General features: G+C 38.6%; 17 protein-coding genes. 12 read left to right on the forward strand and 5 right to left on the reverse strand.

Annotation, left to right across the window (positions count from 1 at the left end):
- The first annotated feature begins 45 nt into the window (after positions 1 to 45).
- The 3 genes from LJY09_RS01885 to LJY09_RS01895 are packed head-to-tail and all read left to right on the forward strand — an operon-like array spanning position 46 to position 1,751.
- Complete coding sequence (locus LJY09_RS01885; RefSeq protein ID WP_154974104.1) at positions 46 to 519, forward strand: low molecular weight protein-tyrosine-phosphatase; 474 nt, start codon at positions 46 to 48, stop codon at positions 517 to 519.
- A gap of 39 nt (positions 520 to 558) precedes the next feature.
- On the forward strand, positions 559 to 897 hold the full coding sequence (locus LJY09_RS01890) for a hypothetical protein (RefSeq protein WP_047751736.1): 339 nt from the start codon (positions 559 to 561) through the stop codon (positions 895 to 897).
- A gap of 14 nt (positions 898 to 911) precedes the next feature.
- Entirely contained in the window at positions 912 to 1,751 is an 840-nt protein-coding gene (locus LJY09_RS01895; RefSeq protein WP_034267022.1) for a YihY/virulence factor BrkB family protein, read from the forward strand.
- A gap of 229 nt (positions 1,752 to 1,980) precedes the next feature.
- Here the strand turns inward: LJY09_RS01895 and LJY09_RS01900 are convergent, their stop codons facing one another.
- Both LJY09_RS01900 and LJY09_RS01905 read right to left on the reverse strand, forming a co-directional pair.
- Positions 1,981 to 3,900 carry a heavy metal translocating P-type ATPase gene (locus LJY09_RS01900; protein WP_028412454.1) on the reverse strand — a complete coding sequence of 640 codons (1,920 nt, stop codon included), beginning with the start codon at positions 3,898 to 3,900 and terminating at the stop codon, positions 1,981 to 1,983.
- Between the two features lie 225 nt (positions 3,901 to 4,125).
- Positions 4,126 to 4,275: a BH0509 family protein gene (locus LJY09_RS01905; RefSeq protein WP_013055132.1), complete on the reverse strand. Its 150-nt coding sequence runs from the start codon at positions 4,273 to 4,275 to the stop codon at positions 4,126 to 4,128.
- A gap of 208 nt (positions 4,276 to 4,483) precedes the next feature.
- Between LJY09_RS01905 and LJY09_RS01910 the strand changes: the two genes are divergently transcribed.
- Both LJY09_RS01910 and LJY09_RS01915 read left to right on the forward strand, forming a co-directional pair.
- The gene (locus tag LJY09_RS01910) at positions 4,484 to 4,801 is read left to right on the forward strand and encodes an ArsR/SmtB family transcription factor (RefSeq protein WP_098999464.1); all 318 of its coding nucleotides are present in this window, start codon (positions 4,484 to 4,486) and stop codon (positions 4,799 to 4,801) included.
- A 15-nt stretch (positions 4,802 to 4,816) separates the two neighbouring features.
- Positions 4,817 to 5,743: a cation diffusion facilitator family transporter gene (locus LJY09_RS01915; RefSeq protein ID WP_098999465.1), complete on the forward strand. Its 927-nt coding sequence runs from the start codon at positions 4,817 to 4,819 to the stop codon at positions 5,741 to 5,743.
- A 14-nt stretch (positions 5,744 to 5,757) separates the two neighbouring features.
- On the opposite strand, the gene LJY09_RS01920 is transcribed toward LJY09_RS01915, so the two are convergent.
- Positions 5,758 to 6,942 carry an MFS transporter gene (locus LJY09_RS01920; protein WP_098999466.1) on the reverse strand — a complete coding sequence of 395 codons (1,185 nt, stop codon included), beginning with the start codon at positions 6,940 to 6,942 and terminating at the stop codon, positions 5,758 to 5,760.
- Between the two features lie 181 nt (positions 6,943 to 7,123).
- Here LJY09_RS01920 and LJY09_RS01925 point away from each other — a divergent pair, with 181 nt between their 5' ends.
- The 3 genes from LJY09_RS01925 to LJY09_RS01935 all read left to right on the forward strand — a co-directional run bounded on the left by LJY09_RS01925 (position 7,124) and on the right by LJY09_RS01935 (position 8,683).
- Positions 7,124 to 7,579, forward strand: coding sequence for a DUF3237 domain-containing protein (locus tag LJY09_RS01925; protein ID WP_028412450.1), 456 nt, complete (start codon positions 7,124 to 7,126; stop codon positions 7,577 to 7,579).
- A 25-nt stretch (positions 7,580 to 7,604) separates the two neighbouring features.
- The gene (locus tag LJY09_RS01930; RefSeq protein WP_154974102.1) at positions 7,605 to 8,093 is read left to right on the forward strand and encodes a phenolic acid decarboxylase; all 489 of its coding nucleotides are present in this window, start codon (positions 7,605 to 7,607) and stop codon (positions 8,091 to 8,093) included.
- A 206-nt stretch (positions 8,094 to 8,299) separates the two neighbouring features.
- Positions 8,300 to 8,683, forward strand: a complete 384-nt coding sequence (locus LJY09_RS01935; RefSeq protein ID WP_154974100.1) for an OsmC family protein — start codon at positions 8,300 to 8,302, stop codon at positions 8,681 to 8,683.
- 19 nt (positions 8,684 to 8,702) lie between these two features.
- Here LJY09_RS01935 and LJY09_RS01940 read toward each other — a convergent pair whose 3' ends face one another.
- A complete protein-coding gene (locus tag LJY09_RS01940; RefSeq protein WP_034263743.1) occupies positions 8,703 to 9,116 on the reverse strand; it encodes a pyridoxamine 5'-phosphate oxidase family protein in 414 nt (137 codons plus the stop codon).
- Between the two features lie 200 nt (positions 9,117 to 9,316).
- On the opposite strand from LJY09_RS01940, the gene cax reads away from it, so the two are divergent.
- The gene (gene cax, locus LJY09_RS01945) at positions 9,317 to 10,372 is read left to right on the forward strand and encodes a calcium/proton exchanger (RefSeq protein ID WP_034263745.1); all 1,056 of its coding nucleotides are present in this window, start codon (positions 9,317 to 9,319) and stop codon (positions 10,370 to 10,372) included.
- Positions 10,373 to 10,512: 140 nt separating this feature from the next.
- Positions 10,513 to 11,313, forward strand: coding sequence for a YfkD famly protein (locus LJY09_RS01950; RefSeq protein WP_028412446.1), 801 nt, complete (start codon positions 10,513 to 10,515; stop codon positions 11,311 to 11,313).
- Between the two features lie 36 nt (positions 11,314 to 11,349).
- Here LJY09_RS01950 and yfkAB read toward each other — a convergent pair whose 3' ends face one another.
- Complete coding sequence (gene yfkAB / locus LJY09_RS01955) at positions 11,350 to 12,468, reverse strand: radical SAM/CxCxxxxC motif protein YfkAB (protein WP_028412445.1); 1,119 nt, start codon at positions 12,466 to 12,468, stop codon at positions 11,350 to 11,352.
- Between the two features lie 203 nt (positions 12,469 to 12,671).
- Here yfkAB and LJY09_RS01960 point away from each other — a divergent pair, with 203 nt between their 5' ends.
- The gene (locus LJY09_RS01960) at positions 12,672 to 12,857 is read left to right on the forward strand and encodes an SE1561 family protein (protein WP_013081532.1); all 186 of its coding nucleotides are present in this window, start codon (positions 12,672 to 12,674) and stop codon (positions 12,855 to 12,857) included.
- A gap of 162 nt (positions 12,858 to 13,019) precedes the next feature.
- The gene (locus LJY09_RS01965) at positions 13,020 to 14,561 is read left to right on the forward strand and encodes a fumarate hydratase (protein WP_098627107.1); all 1,542 of its coding nucleotides are present in this window, start codon (positions 13,020 to 13,022) and stop codon (positions 14,559 to 14,561) included.
- Positions 14,562 to 14,603: the final 42 nt, after the last annotated feature.

Genomic DNA, 14,603 nt, shown 5'->3' on the forward strand with positions numbered 1-14,603 from the left:
AATGATTGTATATAATGTTTGTAATAAGGGAAAGGAGTCGAGACTATGATTAACGTATTATTCGTTTGTTTGGGAAATATTTGTCGTTCACCGATGGCAGAAGCGGTTTTTAAAGATATGGTGAAGAAAAAAGGGCTAGAAGGACAAATTCACGTAGATTCTGCAGGCACAGGAGGCTGGCACAAAGGCAATCCTCCTCATGAAGGGACGCAGTCTATTTTAACGAAAAACAACATTGATTTTAAAGGGCAAACAGCAAGACAAGTGATTCAAGAGGATGTAGCTAAATTCCATTATATTATTGGAATGGATGTCGAAAATGTAGGAAATCTGAGAAGGATGGCTGGACATACTAAAACAGGTTATATTGCAAGGCTTTTGGATTTTGTGCCTGGTTTACATATTGAAGATGTGCCTGACCCTTATTTCACGGGGAATTTTGACGAAGTATATGACTTAGTTCAAGAAGGATGCAAGGCTCTGTTAGACGAAATTATAGAGAAGCATTTCTCGGAATAAGTGATACTTAAAAAATAAAAAACGGAGGAGAAACGACAAATGGGTAAACGAAATAAGCTAGTAGAAGGTATGGTCATTGGAGCAATTATAGGAGGAGCTGTTTCTTTATTTGATAAAGAAACCAGAAGTTCCGTTATTCAAGGAAGTAAAAAACTGAAAGACAAAACAAAAACTCTTATTCAGCATCCTGAACTTGTGACGGATACTGTGAAAGAGAAATATGAAACGATCCGTACGACCATTGAGCAAGTTTCTGAAGATGTATCATTTGTAGCGGGAAAAGTAGAAAAGTTAAAAGAAACAACCCCTCAGGTGATGGAAATTGTAAACGATACAAAAGAAGCATTTGTAGAGAAGTATGGTGATGAACAAAAATAAATAAGGAGGCACATATGGCTGGAATATACATAAATAACATCGTAAAGTTTGGCAAAGAACTCATGGGCCGCATTCATCGAGATGAGCTGCCCAGCTTATCAGCTGAATTGGCTTATTATTTGCTGCTCTCGCTATTTCCTTTTTTAATTTTCTTAATTACGCTGATTGGATTTTTGCCATTGGAATCAACAGATCTGCTTGACTTGGTCGAAAATGTAGCGCCACAGCAAACGCTGCACATGATTGAAAGCAACGTTTCTCATATCATTGGTTCTCATAATGAAAAACTATTGTCCTTTGGTATCATTGCCACGATGTGGTCTGCTTCAAATGGAATTAATGCGATCGTAAGGGCATTTAACCGAGCGTATCACGTACAAGAAAATCGGCCGTTTTTAGTGGCGAGAGGCATGGCAGTTCTCCTTACTTTTGCGATGATATTTGTTATTATTGTAGCGCTTTTACTTCCTGTTTTTGGTCATATGATTGGTCTTTATTTATCGTCTACGTTTGGATTTTCAGAAACTTTTCTCGCTTTATGGTCTGCTTCCCGCTGGATTATCAGCGGTCTCATTTTGTTTACTGTTTTTACGGGGTTGTATTACTTTGCTCCTAATAAAAAGCTGCTGATTCGAAATGTTGTAAAAGGAGCGGCTTTTGCTACGGTCGGATGGACAGTGGTATCGATGCTATTTGCGTACTATGTAAATCATTTCAATAACTATACGGCTACATATGGAAGCTTGGGCGGAATTATTATCTTGCTTATTTGGCTGTACCTATCGGGTATGATTATCGTTATTGGAGGAGAAATTAACGCTATTTTCTACGACCGCCGAGTCAAATCTTCATAGTCACAAATTGGGATGAAATCATTCGCAAGATATGAGCATACTAACAAAGTGAAAGGGAGGTTTTACATCATGACAAAGCATACAAAAAAAGATGGAAGCAATACAAAACAAAATAAAAAGAGCCAGCCAAAGCATAAAACAAGCAACAGCCAAAATGGACAAAACGGTTACCATTAAGGCATTGATTTCCATAATAAAAAGCCTAACAAATACGTTAGGCTTTTTTTCGTTAAGATTTTAGCAAGCGAAGGCCGTTTAAGATAACTAAAATGGTGCTGCCTTCGTGACCAATAACACCAAATGGCATATCAAGCACTTGGAAAAAATTCGAACAAATTAATAAAAAGATGACGGCAATAGAAAAAATAACATTTTGCTTCACAATTGAGTTCATTCGTCTGGAAAGAGCTACTGCATCCGAAATTTTTGATAAATCATTTTTCATTAAAACAATATCTGCCGTTTCCAGTGCCACATCGGTTCCTTCTCCCATGGCTACTCCAACGTTAGCAGTAGCGAGAGCAGGTGCATCGTTAATGCCATCTCCCACCATTGAAACGGTAGGGAATTTTTCTTTTAACGCTTTAATTTTATCTACTTTCGCTTCAGGCAAACATTCTGCAATGTATTCATCGACGGCACATTCTTTTGAAATGGCCTCGGCTGTTTTTTCGCTGTCTCCTGTAATCATGACGGTATGAATACCCTGCTCTTTCAGAGATTTAACAGCTTCTACAGCTTCTGTTCGTACAACGTCTTTTAGCGCAAGCAATCCCACAATACCATGCTGGTCTTTTGCGTACACAATCGTTTTTCCTTCACTGGCAAGCGTAGATGAAATCCCATTTTCAAATTCAGCTGCTTCTTCTTTACCTACAAAATCTGCTTTTCCTATCTTCCACGTATCTTCTTGAAGAGACCCAATCACACCGTATCCGGGAACGTCTTCAAGTGAATCTGGCTGAACGAGCGTCAATTCCTGCTTGTTTTTCACAAAGTCAACAATGGATTGAGCAAGCGGATGATTAGACTGACGTTCAATGGATGCTATTTTAATAAGAAATTCCTGTTCGTTTATATCAGAACGTACAATAACATTTGTCACTTCTGGCTTTCCTTTTGTTAACGTGCCTGTTTTGTCAAAAGCAATTGCGCTTAAATGGCTTAACCTTTCCAAATGCACGCCGCCTTTGAACAAAATTCCTTTTTTTGCTCCGTTTGAAATAGCAGACAGCGAAGCAGGGGTGATAGATGCAACTAGGGCGCAAGGAGACGCTACAACTAAGAGAATCATTGCTCGGTAAAATGTCTCGGTCCAGCTCCATCCAAGCACATAGTGGGGGAGAAACAGCATAACTGCCACAACCGATAGAACAATTTTTACGTATGTGCCTTCAAATCGTTCGATAAACAATTGAGAAGGAGACTTTTCACTTTGAGCCGTTTGAACAAGTTGAATGATCTTTTGAAACAGCGTCTCAGCACTTGGCTTTGTCATTTTAATGGTAATGGCGCCTTTCACATTCACCGTGCCCGCGAATACTTCATCGTCGAGCTGTTTTAGTACAGGGACAGATTCACCCGTAATAGCCGCCTGATCAATCGTTGTTTGACCTGAGACAACAATACCATCGGATGGCACTCGTTCACCCGGCTTAACTAACAGCAAGTCTCCGATTTGTAAATCTGAAATGGAGACAATTTCTTCTTGGTCTCCAATCAGCCGCGTTGCTTCTTGCGGCTGCAAATTCATTAAGGCGCTAATTTCTCGGTTGCTTTTATTCATGGTGTACGTTTCTAATGCACCGCTTAGTGCAAAAATGAAAATAAGCATAGCACCTTCTGTCCAGTAGCCAATTACAGCCGCTCCAATGGCCGCAATAATCATTAGCATTTCGACGTTTAATTCTTTATTTTCAATCGTTTCTTCAATGCCTTCTTTTGCTTTAGCAAATCCACCTATCACATAAGCTAATACAAAGAGCGTAATAGATACAGCTGTATCCTGCTGTTTTGAAATCAGCCAGCCGGCTAAAATAAGCACTCCGCTCAACAGTGCAGCAATGAGTTCACCATGTGTTTTTAATACGTTGACAGCAGAAGATGTTTGCGGCGTTTGTTCTTGTTTTTTAGGTAACGCATTTTCCATACAAATCCTCCTTGAACGATAATTGAGAAAAATAATCACAATCATTACCCCTAAAAAAGCACGAAAGCTGCCATCTCAGCGATAGCAGCACACTTTTTCCATTTATTATCTTTTGAATTGGGATATTTAGTATAGTATAGCACGGAACAAGCAAGGAGGTAACAACTAATGCTTAAAAAATAAAAACAGAATGCAGCTGGACGTCTGCATTCTGTAAAAAACGTACTACATATCTAAATGCTCTTCATAATATTTATAAGCGGAAGTGTAAATGTGCTCGATATCGGCATCCGTCATGTACATTAAGGTTTCACGGTCGATCCCCTTCATTGTTTCAATAAATGTAATCATGTTTTTACGTTCTTGTCTGCTCATTTATTATTCTCCTCTCCATCTGTTTTAATACAGTTTATTATATTTAATTGTATTATATAACAGAAAAAGTATTTTGTGTGGATTTTTTTTTAAAATAGGCAAAAAAATTTTGAAAGACGTAAATAATTGACTATAGAGAAAAAGGTATTTTATAATTTATATATGAACATATGCTCATATACTTGCATATAATGAACGGAGAGATGTTATGAAAAAAGATGAACATTCGTTTTTATCACCTCAAACAGTAGAAGAAGCATCAAGAATACTAAAAGCTATTTCAGATCCTACGAGAATGAAGATTCTCTATTTGCTATTTCAAGAAGAGTGTTCAGTCGGTCATATGGTTGAAGTGCTTGGTGTTTCACAATCAGCTATTTCACATCAGTTAACTCACTTGCGTCATTTACGTTTAGTAAAATATCGCCGTGAAGGGAATACGTATTTCTATACGTACGATGATGAACACGTGGTTGGAATATTGCATCAAGTGATTCAGCACGTAGAATGCGCACATAACAATTAGAAGGAGGGGCTTTGCATGAGTCATGATCATCACCACCATCATCATGGTCATCATCACCATTTTGATACACAGCGTGAAGGCAACAAAAAAGGTCTGTTAATTGCACTAATTATCACCGCGGGTATTATGGTTCTTGAGTTTGTTGGAGGGCTTTTTACAAATAGTTTAGCGCTATTATCCGATAGCGGACACATGCTGTCTGATACAAGCTCACTTGCTCTTAGCCTCGTAGCCATATGGTTTGCTAACCGAGATGCGTCGGCTAAAAAAACGTACGGTTATTATCGTTTTGAAATATTAGCGGCTCTTTTTAACGGAGTGGCACTGTTTGTAATAGCAGGGTTTATCATTTATGAAGCCTATCAGCGCGTACTGGAGCCGCAGTCTGTAGCAAGCGGCAGCATGATGCTGATTGCTGCTGTTGGTTTACTCGCTAATTTAATCAGCGCATGGTCACTTATGAGACAAGGCGATGTAAAAGGAAATGTAAATTTGCGCAGCGCTTACTTACACGTATTGGGAGATGCTTTAGGGTCTATTGGAGCTATTGTAGCGGGACTTCTTATGATGCTGTTTGGATGGTATATTGCTGATCCGATTATTTCTGTAGTTGTGTCTGTATTAATTTTAAAAAGCGCTTGGGGCGTGCTTGCTCATAGCGTTCATATTTTGATGGAAGGCTCTCCTGAAGGAGTGGATCACAGTGAAATAAAAAACCTTCTTGAAAACATTGAAGGAGTCAAAGATGTGCATGATTTACACATCTGGACGATTACTTCAGGACTGGACTCATTGAGCTGTCATATGCGCGTAGAAGATGAAAAAGATTGTCAGCAGATTTTGCAAAAAGCCATTGATTTAGTACACGATCACTGTGGTATTGAGCATACGACGATACAAATTGAAAAATCAGCTCTTCAGCACCGGACGCTAAAAGTTTAAAAACAAGCGAGAACTTATAAGTTCTCGCTTGTTTTTTGCTGCATAGGCATTTTTTGTCCGAATACAAAAAGAAGGATAAAAATAAAGCCAAGCATCCCGCTAATAATATTAAAAAAGCTGACATGATGAAAGAACTGAATAAAAGTACCGCCTATGTAAGGACCGGCAAGGCTTCCGATACTAAAAGCAATGCCGCATAGTAAATTACCTGTAGGAAGCAGACGAGTAGGAATCAAATCCGTCATATAGCTGATTCCTAAACTAAACGTAGAACCTACAACCATGCCTGCTATAAATAAACACGCTACTAATGGAATAGCGGTGTCTTCCAAGAGACTTGCTGTAAAAAAAGTCACGGCTCCAATTGATAAAATCCATCCTAATACCAATTTCCGTCCGAATTTATCGCTCAGTATGCCAAGAGGAAGCTGAAACACAATAGCTCCAACTGCAAAGGAAGTCAGCAGCAGTGAAATAAACTCTACTTGCAATCCAATTCGTAAACCGTATACAGGAAAGCTGCCGTTCAGTGATGACTCTAAAAAACCATATCCAAAAGGCGGTAAAAAAGCAATCCAAGCATATTTAGCCGCTTTAGAAAATCGCTTAGCCGTTTCTTTTAATGAATTAACCTCAACTCCCTGAAGGGGAAATTCATTTTTTATCAAAAATAAAAATACCCACGTTAGAAGACATAGAGCAGAAGAAATCATAAAAGGCAGCGCTTGATTAATTTCAATTAACGGCGTCATTAAAGGACCAACAGCAAAACCAATACCAAAAAAGAGCCCATACAGTGAAATGTTTCTACCTCTTTTATCAGCAGGGGAAGACGATGTAATCCACGTTTGAGTTCCAAAGTGCAGCGCGTGATCTCCTATTCCAATAAATAAACGGAGCACAAACCAAAATACAACAGATTTCCACAGGGGAAACAAAGCTAAAGATACAATAACTAAAAGTCCTCCTGCTGCGATAATTGGCTTGTATCCGTATCTGCGAAGCGGCGCTTCCATGAAAGGAGAAATAAATAAGATGCCCAGGTACAATCCAGTTGCGTTTAATCCGTTTATAGTAGAGGAAAGACCATCTTTCTCAAAAATAATAGCAATTAAAGGCAGCAGCATGCCTTGGCTGAATCCAGAAATGGCGACAAGGCTAACTAAAATCCAGAAACGTTGTTGATGAGTAGCACCCATAGCATTTAACCTCTTTTTATCTATATTTTGTCAATCCAACTGTTTAATCGTACAAGGAAAACGCTTTATTGACAAGGATATAAACAGGCCGTGCTGTCCATTTGACATCTTTATGTAAGGGGAGTAGAATAAAACGTGTAAATATTTACATGTTTTTATTTACAATTAAGAGGTGATTGCTATGATAGAACCAGGGTTGAAGAAAATAGCAACATTCACAATTAATGTTGGTACACCCGTCGTTATTGGTCATACAGGATTAGGAAAAAAACAGTTTATTCCCATTAAGTCAGGTACTGCAGACGGGGAAATAAAAGGCTTAATTCTTCCAAGTGGAGCGGATTCTCAAATTATTCGTTGGGATGGCCGCGTCGATTTATCTGCACGATATGTCATTCAAACAGAAGATGATGAACTTATTTATATTGAAAACAATGGAATACGTCAGGTTAGTGAAGAGTTTAGAGAACAGGCTGCTGAAGGTGAAATTATACCTCCAGAGCACGTTTACTTTCGTACGATTCCTGTCTTTGAAACTGGAAGTGCAAAGTATAAGTGGTTACAGGACCGCATGTTTATAGGCGCTGCTGTAAGAAACCCAGAAAGCGTTGTGCTAGACATATACGAAGTTTTATAAATCAAATCAAAGGAGAGGTATAGACATGGAAAAATTTATTGGAAATCATATGATTTACACATACGAAAATGGATGGGAATATGAAATTTATATTAAAAACGAAAATACAATTGATTACCGTATTCATAGCGGAATGGTGGCAGGAAGATGGGTTCGCGACCAAAAAGTAGATATTGTGAAATTAACAGAAGGTGTATATAAAGTATCGTGGACTGAACCAACGGGAACAGATGTGTCTTTGAACTTTATGCCTGATGAAAAACGCATGCACGGCATTATCTTCTTCCCAAAATGGGTACATGAACATCCTGAAATCACAGTATGCTATCAAAATGATCATCTCGATTTAATGCATGAGTCTCGTGAGAAATATGAGACATATCCAAAATACGTGGTTCCGGAATTTGCTGACATTACATTTATCAAAAATGTCGGAGTGAATAATGGGGAAGTTATCGCTCAAGCGCCTTACGAAGGAATGACGGATGATATTCGCGCTGGAAAATTAGTTTAATACGGAGTCATAAAAAAGGCTAGTACAAAAGTATGTTAGTTGAAGGAAGATCCGAACGAATTTGATTCTTGATCAAGAATCAAATTCGTTCGGATTTTTTTATTGTGATGGTTCCCGGAAATAAACCGCGGTGTAACAAGTGATCTATAGTGAGAGTAGTTGGTTATATAAAAAACGGTTTATAATGAAGGAAAGGAGTGAAGAAAATGGAATTTAACATGAAAAAAGAAGCGGGATTTACGACAGATCTTCCTTATGGAGAGCTACATATCGCAGGAGATGAAGAGTATGGCTTTCGTCCTTATCAGCTAATGACATCGTCCATTGCCGTTTGCAGCGGAGGCGTGTTAAGAAAAATTCTAGAGAAAAAAAGAATCGCTTTTTCTGATTTACGCATCCAAGCTGATGTAACGCGCAATGATGAAAAAGCGGGGCGAATCGAAAAAATTCATTTGCACTATATCATCACGGGAAAAGACCTGCCATTAGACAAAATTGAAAAATCGATTGAGCTAGCCCGAAAAAATTGTTCAATGCTACAGTCGGTTATTGACAGTATAGAAGTGACAGAAACCTTCGAAATAAAATAAAAGTGGACATTGTCCACTTTTATATTTCTTTTGGTTTGCTTCCGGCTTTATCAAAATAGCGCATGCGTTCAGGAGTCAGCTGAAGAAGCAAAAAATTTGGGTCATCTGGACTTTTAATCCACTCTTTTAACTTTTCATTCCAAAATTTCTTTTTTAACTCTTCGTTTGTTTCTACATTTACTTTGGCTTCTACCTCTACATACGGATCACTCCAACCTTGCCCATCATAGCCTAATAAAATATGAACGTAAGGGTTTTTTTCTAGTTCTTCGACTTTGTGGGTATCTTTATTGGTGGCGGTGTAAAGCACAAGATCTTCATGAAAAAACATCATAAAGCGTGAATAAGGTTTTCCATCTTGAATCGTAGCTAACGTTCCGATTGTATAGTCATCCAGTACCGATAAAATTTGATTTTTTACATCATTACTCATTTTTTCACTCCTCATTCTATCTCATTATCCTTGGTAGTTTGGCTGATTTTTAAATATCTTAATCAAAAATCAATTAGAGGTTTATCATTTATAAAAATAGGTTAAAAATACTAACATTGACGGTGAGTCTATACAAATTCCATTAATTTGATATGATTGATTTTGTTGTCAAAAAATGAATAAGGTAGGTGTACATATCGATGATCAATCGGATTTTTCTGATAGCGGTTATTCTTGGGGTGCCGTTATCTGTTATTGGGCACATGATGCACTGGTCAGATGTTCTTATGTTTATTATTTACTGTTTAACAATCATTGCCCTCGCAGCTTTTATGGGAAGAGCTACAGAGAGCTTAGCTGTTGTAGCTGGTCCTCGAATAGGCGGTCTATTGAATGCTACCTTTGGTAACGCTGTAGAATTAATTATTTCGATTTTTGCTTTAAAAGAAGGCCTTACAGCCGTGGTGCTTGCATCGTTAACCGGTTCTGTATTAGGAAATCTCCTTCTTGTAGGCGGTCTTTCATTCTTTATCGGGGGACTTAAATTTAAGCGTCAAGAATTTAATGTCTATGATGCAAGACATAATTCTGGATTATTGATCTTTGCTGTTATCGTTGCGTTTGTTATTCCTGAAGTGTTTGCTAGCGAAATGGACGAAGCGAAGACCATGTCTCTAAGTGTCGGAATTTCCATTATTCTCATCATCTTATACTTAGCGGCGTTATTCTTTAAGCTGGTCACGCATCGAGGCGTGTATCAGCATAAAAGTGAAGAAGTGGAAGAACATGAGGAGCCAGAGTGGTCAATGTGGAAAGCGATTGCGGTTCTCTTTTTGTCTACGTTAGCGGTGGCTTACGTATCCGAAAGCTTGGTAAGCACAATCGAAATTGTCTCGGAAAGCTTTGGCTGGAGTGAGCTGTTTATCGGGGTCATCATTGTAGCGATTGTTGGGAACGCGGCAGAGCATGCTTCCGCTATTATTATGGCCGTTAAAAATCGCATGGGTGTAGCTGTTGAAATTGCTGTTGGATCAACTTTACAAGTAGCGATGTTTGTAGCACCAATATTAGTACTTGTTTCGCTAATGTTCGAAAGCCAAATGTCTCTTGTTTTTACTTGGCCTGAGTTGATTGCGATGGTAACAGCCGTATTTTTAACGATTGCGATTTCTAATGACGGAGATACAAACTGGTTTGAAGGCGCAACTCTTTTAGGTGCTTATATTATTATGGGAATTGGTTTTTATCTTATTTAAAAAAGAAACGTTCACTTTATGTGGACGTTTCTTTTTTGTAAGTAAATAGAAGAATTTCCCTTTTGGTATTCAGGATAAAACAGGGGATGTTTGAAAAAACTATGGTTGCATTCATTAACGATGTTGAAAGGAGTTTCTAGATGTTACGTAAATTGCTTTTATTTGTGTTTACCATCATTATTTCATTTTCATGTTCAACGAAGATCGCCATTGCAAAAACAGCTCAGCCTACCATCAACGTGCCTTCTTCAGCTTTAAATATTTCAAAAGAAAATACGTATCCAAATGCTAGTCAAGACACGCCTTATTTGCAGCCGAGTGAGTTCACAAAAGAGCTCATTGAAACGTCAAATGTAAAAATTGAAAACCCTGATTTAATTCGTATATTAAATGAATCAAACATTTCTAAAACTCCATGGGCAATTGGATTCAGAGCAACCATTTTTTTAGGACAGTGGCCGTTAAATTATGAATCAACAGAAACAAACGTTAACTGGCAGCACCAGCGAATCAATACGAATCATTATGATAACAGAGCGGGAAAAACTCAGTACAAAATGATGTACAGTCAGGAAAATCAAAGCCATGTAAAAGGCGGATTAACGGCAAAAGTGCCTCAGCCTGATCATGTTAAACAAATGATGCTAATTGAAGCAGCTAAAAAAACAAAGCTCACTTTATCATTTCAAACGTTTGTAGGTGCCGGAACGAAAAAAGACCAGGTGTATAACGTAGCTCCTAAAAAAGTAGGTTATCTCTATGCGTACACGCCTGCTGTAAGTGAAAAGGGAAAAGTAACGTATGGGGAAGTATATGTAACGGTAAAAGGCAGCAAGCGTTCAATTGTGGTGAGAAATGTAACGTCTCAAGGAATTGGAGCATGGATTCCAGTACAAGATTATGTCTCCTTAAGTTTCGGGGCTTACGATCAGCCGAGATAACAAAAAAAGAGATTCCAGTGGTGGAATCTCTTTTTGTTATTTTGTAATCTTCGCTTGGAGTTTGCTAAAATCAGTATCTTGATAATAGCTGTTTTTTACCAAAATATTAGGTCCCAAACAAGAGACCGCTGAACAATGGCAGCTAAGTTCTTTAGAAATTGTGCTTTGCTGCCACGTATCAAAAGCGTCTGTAAGCTTTGTATCTTGAATGTTGCCAAGAGGAGGCGTATCACCAAAATCAGTTACGATAATATCTCCGTCGAAAATATTTACATTTAGGCGAGAACGTCCGTCTGGATCGTTTCGAACGGTTACATTTTTACTGCTATACAAGCGCTGTAAAAGCGTTAAGTCTTCCTCGTTATTACTGCATGCATAAAACGGCAGCGTGCCGAATAGCATCCACACATTTTCATCTCGAATATCAAGAAGGTGATGAATCGCTTGACGCATTTCAGGAAGAGATAATGTCTCTAAGGTGCTGGCAAAGTCACTTGGATACATAGGGTGTACTTCGTGACGCTGACAAAGCATTTCATCCACAATTTGACGATGAATTTTTTCCATATGAGGAAGCGTACGTTTATTTAACATCGTTTCAGCTGATACCGTTACACCTGCTTTTACAAGCGCGCGGCTGTTTTCAATCATACGGTCGAAATATTTGGCGCGCTGCTCATAAGTAGGCTTTCGCTCCATCATTGCAAAGCCAGCTTCAACAAAGTCGTCCATCGTTCCCCAATTGTGAGAAATATGTAAAACATCTAAATAAGGAATGATTTGTTCGTAACGAGCAAGATCTAATGTTAAATTTGAATTAATCTGTGTACGGACACCTCGTTCGTGTGCATACTTTAATAAAGGCACCACATAATTTTTCACAGAAGATAGAGACATCATAGGCTCTCCGCCCGTGATGCTTAACGCTCGAAGTGTTGGAATTTCATCGAGACGTTTTAAAATTAAATCAAGAGGCAGTGCGTTTGGGTCTTTTGGCTGCAGCGTATATCCAACTGCGCAGTGCTCACATCGCATATTACAAAGCGTCGTTGTTGTAAATTCAACGTTTGTGAGCGTCGGTTTGCCATATTGTTTCATATCTAAATACGCTTCCCACGGATCGAATTCCGGGGTAATTCGTTGTAAAGTGGCCATAAAAAAACTCCTTTTATTTTTCCGTAAAGTGAAATGATGATGAAAACATCTCACGGTCCGTCCTGCTAGACTAAATTATACGTCCCATTCAAAACGGACACCAGTGACTATTATGGATTTTATTGCTTTTAGTTGTCAAATATGAAAGTATTCGTTAGGATATAAGGAAATACGAATGAAAAGCTACATCAGGAGGGTTTAAAATGGGAAACGCCGTTCGAGATAAAGATTCACAAGTACGTTATTTAAAAGATCGTTTAAATATGTTTGTACATGTATTAGACTCTATGGAGCCTGAAAACACAGATCTAGAAGATATTGACCGTTTGATTACAATGATTGATGACTTAGAAGCAAAATGTGAGCAGTTTAAAAAAGATAAAGAATGAAGAAGAAAAAAGCGCTAGAAAAACTAGCGCTTTTTTGCTTGAAGTAGAAATCCTCCTATAAAGGTCTTTCGAAACAATTTTTGAAGGAGTATAATAAATTTTGAAAGTTGTACGACAGATAGATAAATACATACATTAGCGGGATATGGGAGGAATTAAGTGATGATTGAAGCTTTAAAACAAAGCATGTACGATTTAATTGTTGAAACATCTACAAAATTGCCAAAAGACGTTCGACGTGCTATCGCAAAGGCAAAAGCGCGTGAAAATGCAGGAACGCGTGCAGCAATGTCTTTAGCGACCATTACCAATAATATTAAGATGGCGGATGATAATTTATCGCCAATTTGTCAAGATACAGGTATGCCAACATTTAAAATTAAAACCCCTGTAGGAGTGAATCAGCTTCAAATTAAAGAAGCGATTTATTGGGCAATTGAAGAAGCAACAAAGCACGGAAAGCTTCGCCCTAATTCTGTAGATTCGTTAACGGGAGAAAACAGCGGTAATAATTTAGGCGGAGGCACGCCGGTTATTAAGTTTGAACAGTGGGAAAATGACTATATTGATGCGCGTCTTATTTTAAAAGGCGGCGGCTGTGAAAATAAAAACATTCAGTATAGCCTGCCTTGTGAAGTAGAAGGGTTAGGCCGAGCTGGTCGTGATTTAGACGGTATTCGTAAATGTGTGATGCACTCAGTATACCAAGCGCAAGGCCAAGGCTGTAGCGCCGGCGTCATTGGTGTTGGAATCGGTGGCGACCGTACAACAGGCTATGAATTAGCAAAAGAGCAGCTGTTCCGAAACTTAGATGACGAAAATCCAAACGCTCAGCTGAAAGAATTAGAAGAGTATGTAATGGAAAATGCTAATAAGTTAGGAATCGGTACAATGGGCTTTGGCGGAGAAACGACATTACTTGGCTGTAAAGTCGGCGTAATCAATCGTATTCCTGCTAGCTTCTATGTGTCAGTTGCGTATAACTGCTGGGCTTACCGTCGCTTAGGTATTAAAATCAACGCTGATACAGGAAGCGTTCAAGAGTGGCTGTATCAAGAAGGCGAAGAAGTAGATTTTAATAAAAATGCAGGTGCAGAAGAGAAACAAAATGCGGATGAAACAAAAGAAGTTGTATTACAAGCACCTATTACAGAAGAGCAAATTCGTGAATTAAAAGTTGGTGACGTAGTGCGCATCAACGGTATGATCTACACAGGACGCGACGCTATTCATAAACATTTAACAGACCACGATGCGCCAATTGATTTAAATGGACAAATCATTTATCACTGTGGCCCGGTTATGTTAAAAGATGAAGATGAAAAATGGCACGTAACCGCTGCAGGACCAACAACAAGTATCCGTGAAGAACCTTACCAAGGAGATATTATGAAGAAATTTGGTATCCGCGCGGTTATCGGTAAAGGCGGTATGGGTCCTAAAACGCTTGCTGCTCTTCAAGAGCACGGCGGTGTGTACTTAAATGCTATCGGAGGAGCTGCGCAGTACTATGCTGATTGTATCAAGAGCGTAGAAGGCGTTGATTTGATGCAGTTCGGTATTCCTGAAGCAATGTGGCATTTAAAAGTAGAAGGTTTTACAGCTGTAGTGACGATGGATTCACACGGAAACAGCTTGCATGCAGATGTAGACAAGTCTTCATTTGAAAAGCTTGAGCAATTTAAAGAACCGGTATTTAAATAAACATACGTCCGGAGCGTATGGTAAAAAGTAACGTTCATGAAC

Source organism: Priestia sp. J2, from assembly GCF_020790095.1.
GTDB classification, from domain to species: domain Bacteria; phylum Bacillota; class Bacilli; order Bacillales; family Bacillaceae_H; genus Priestia; species Priestia zanthoxyli.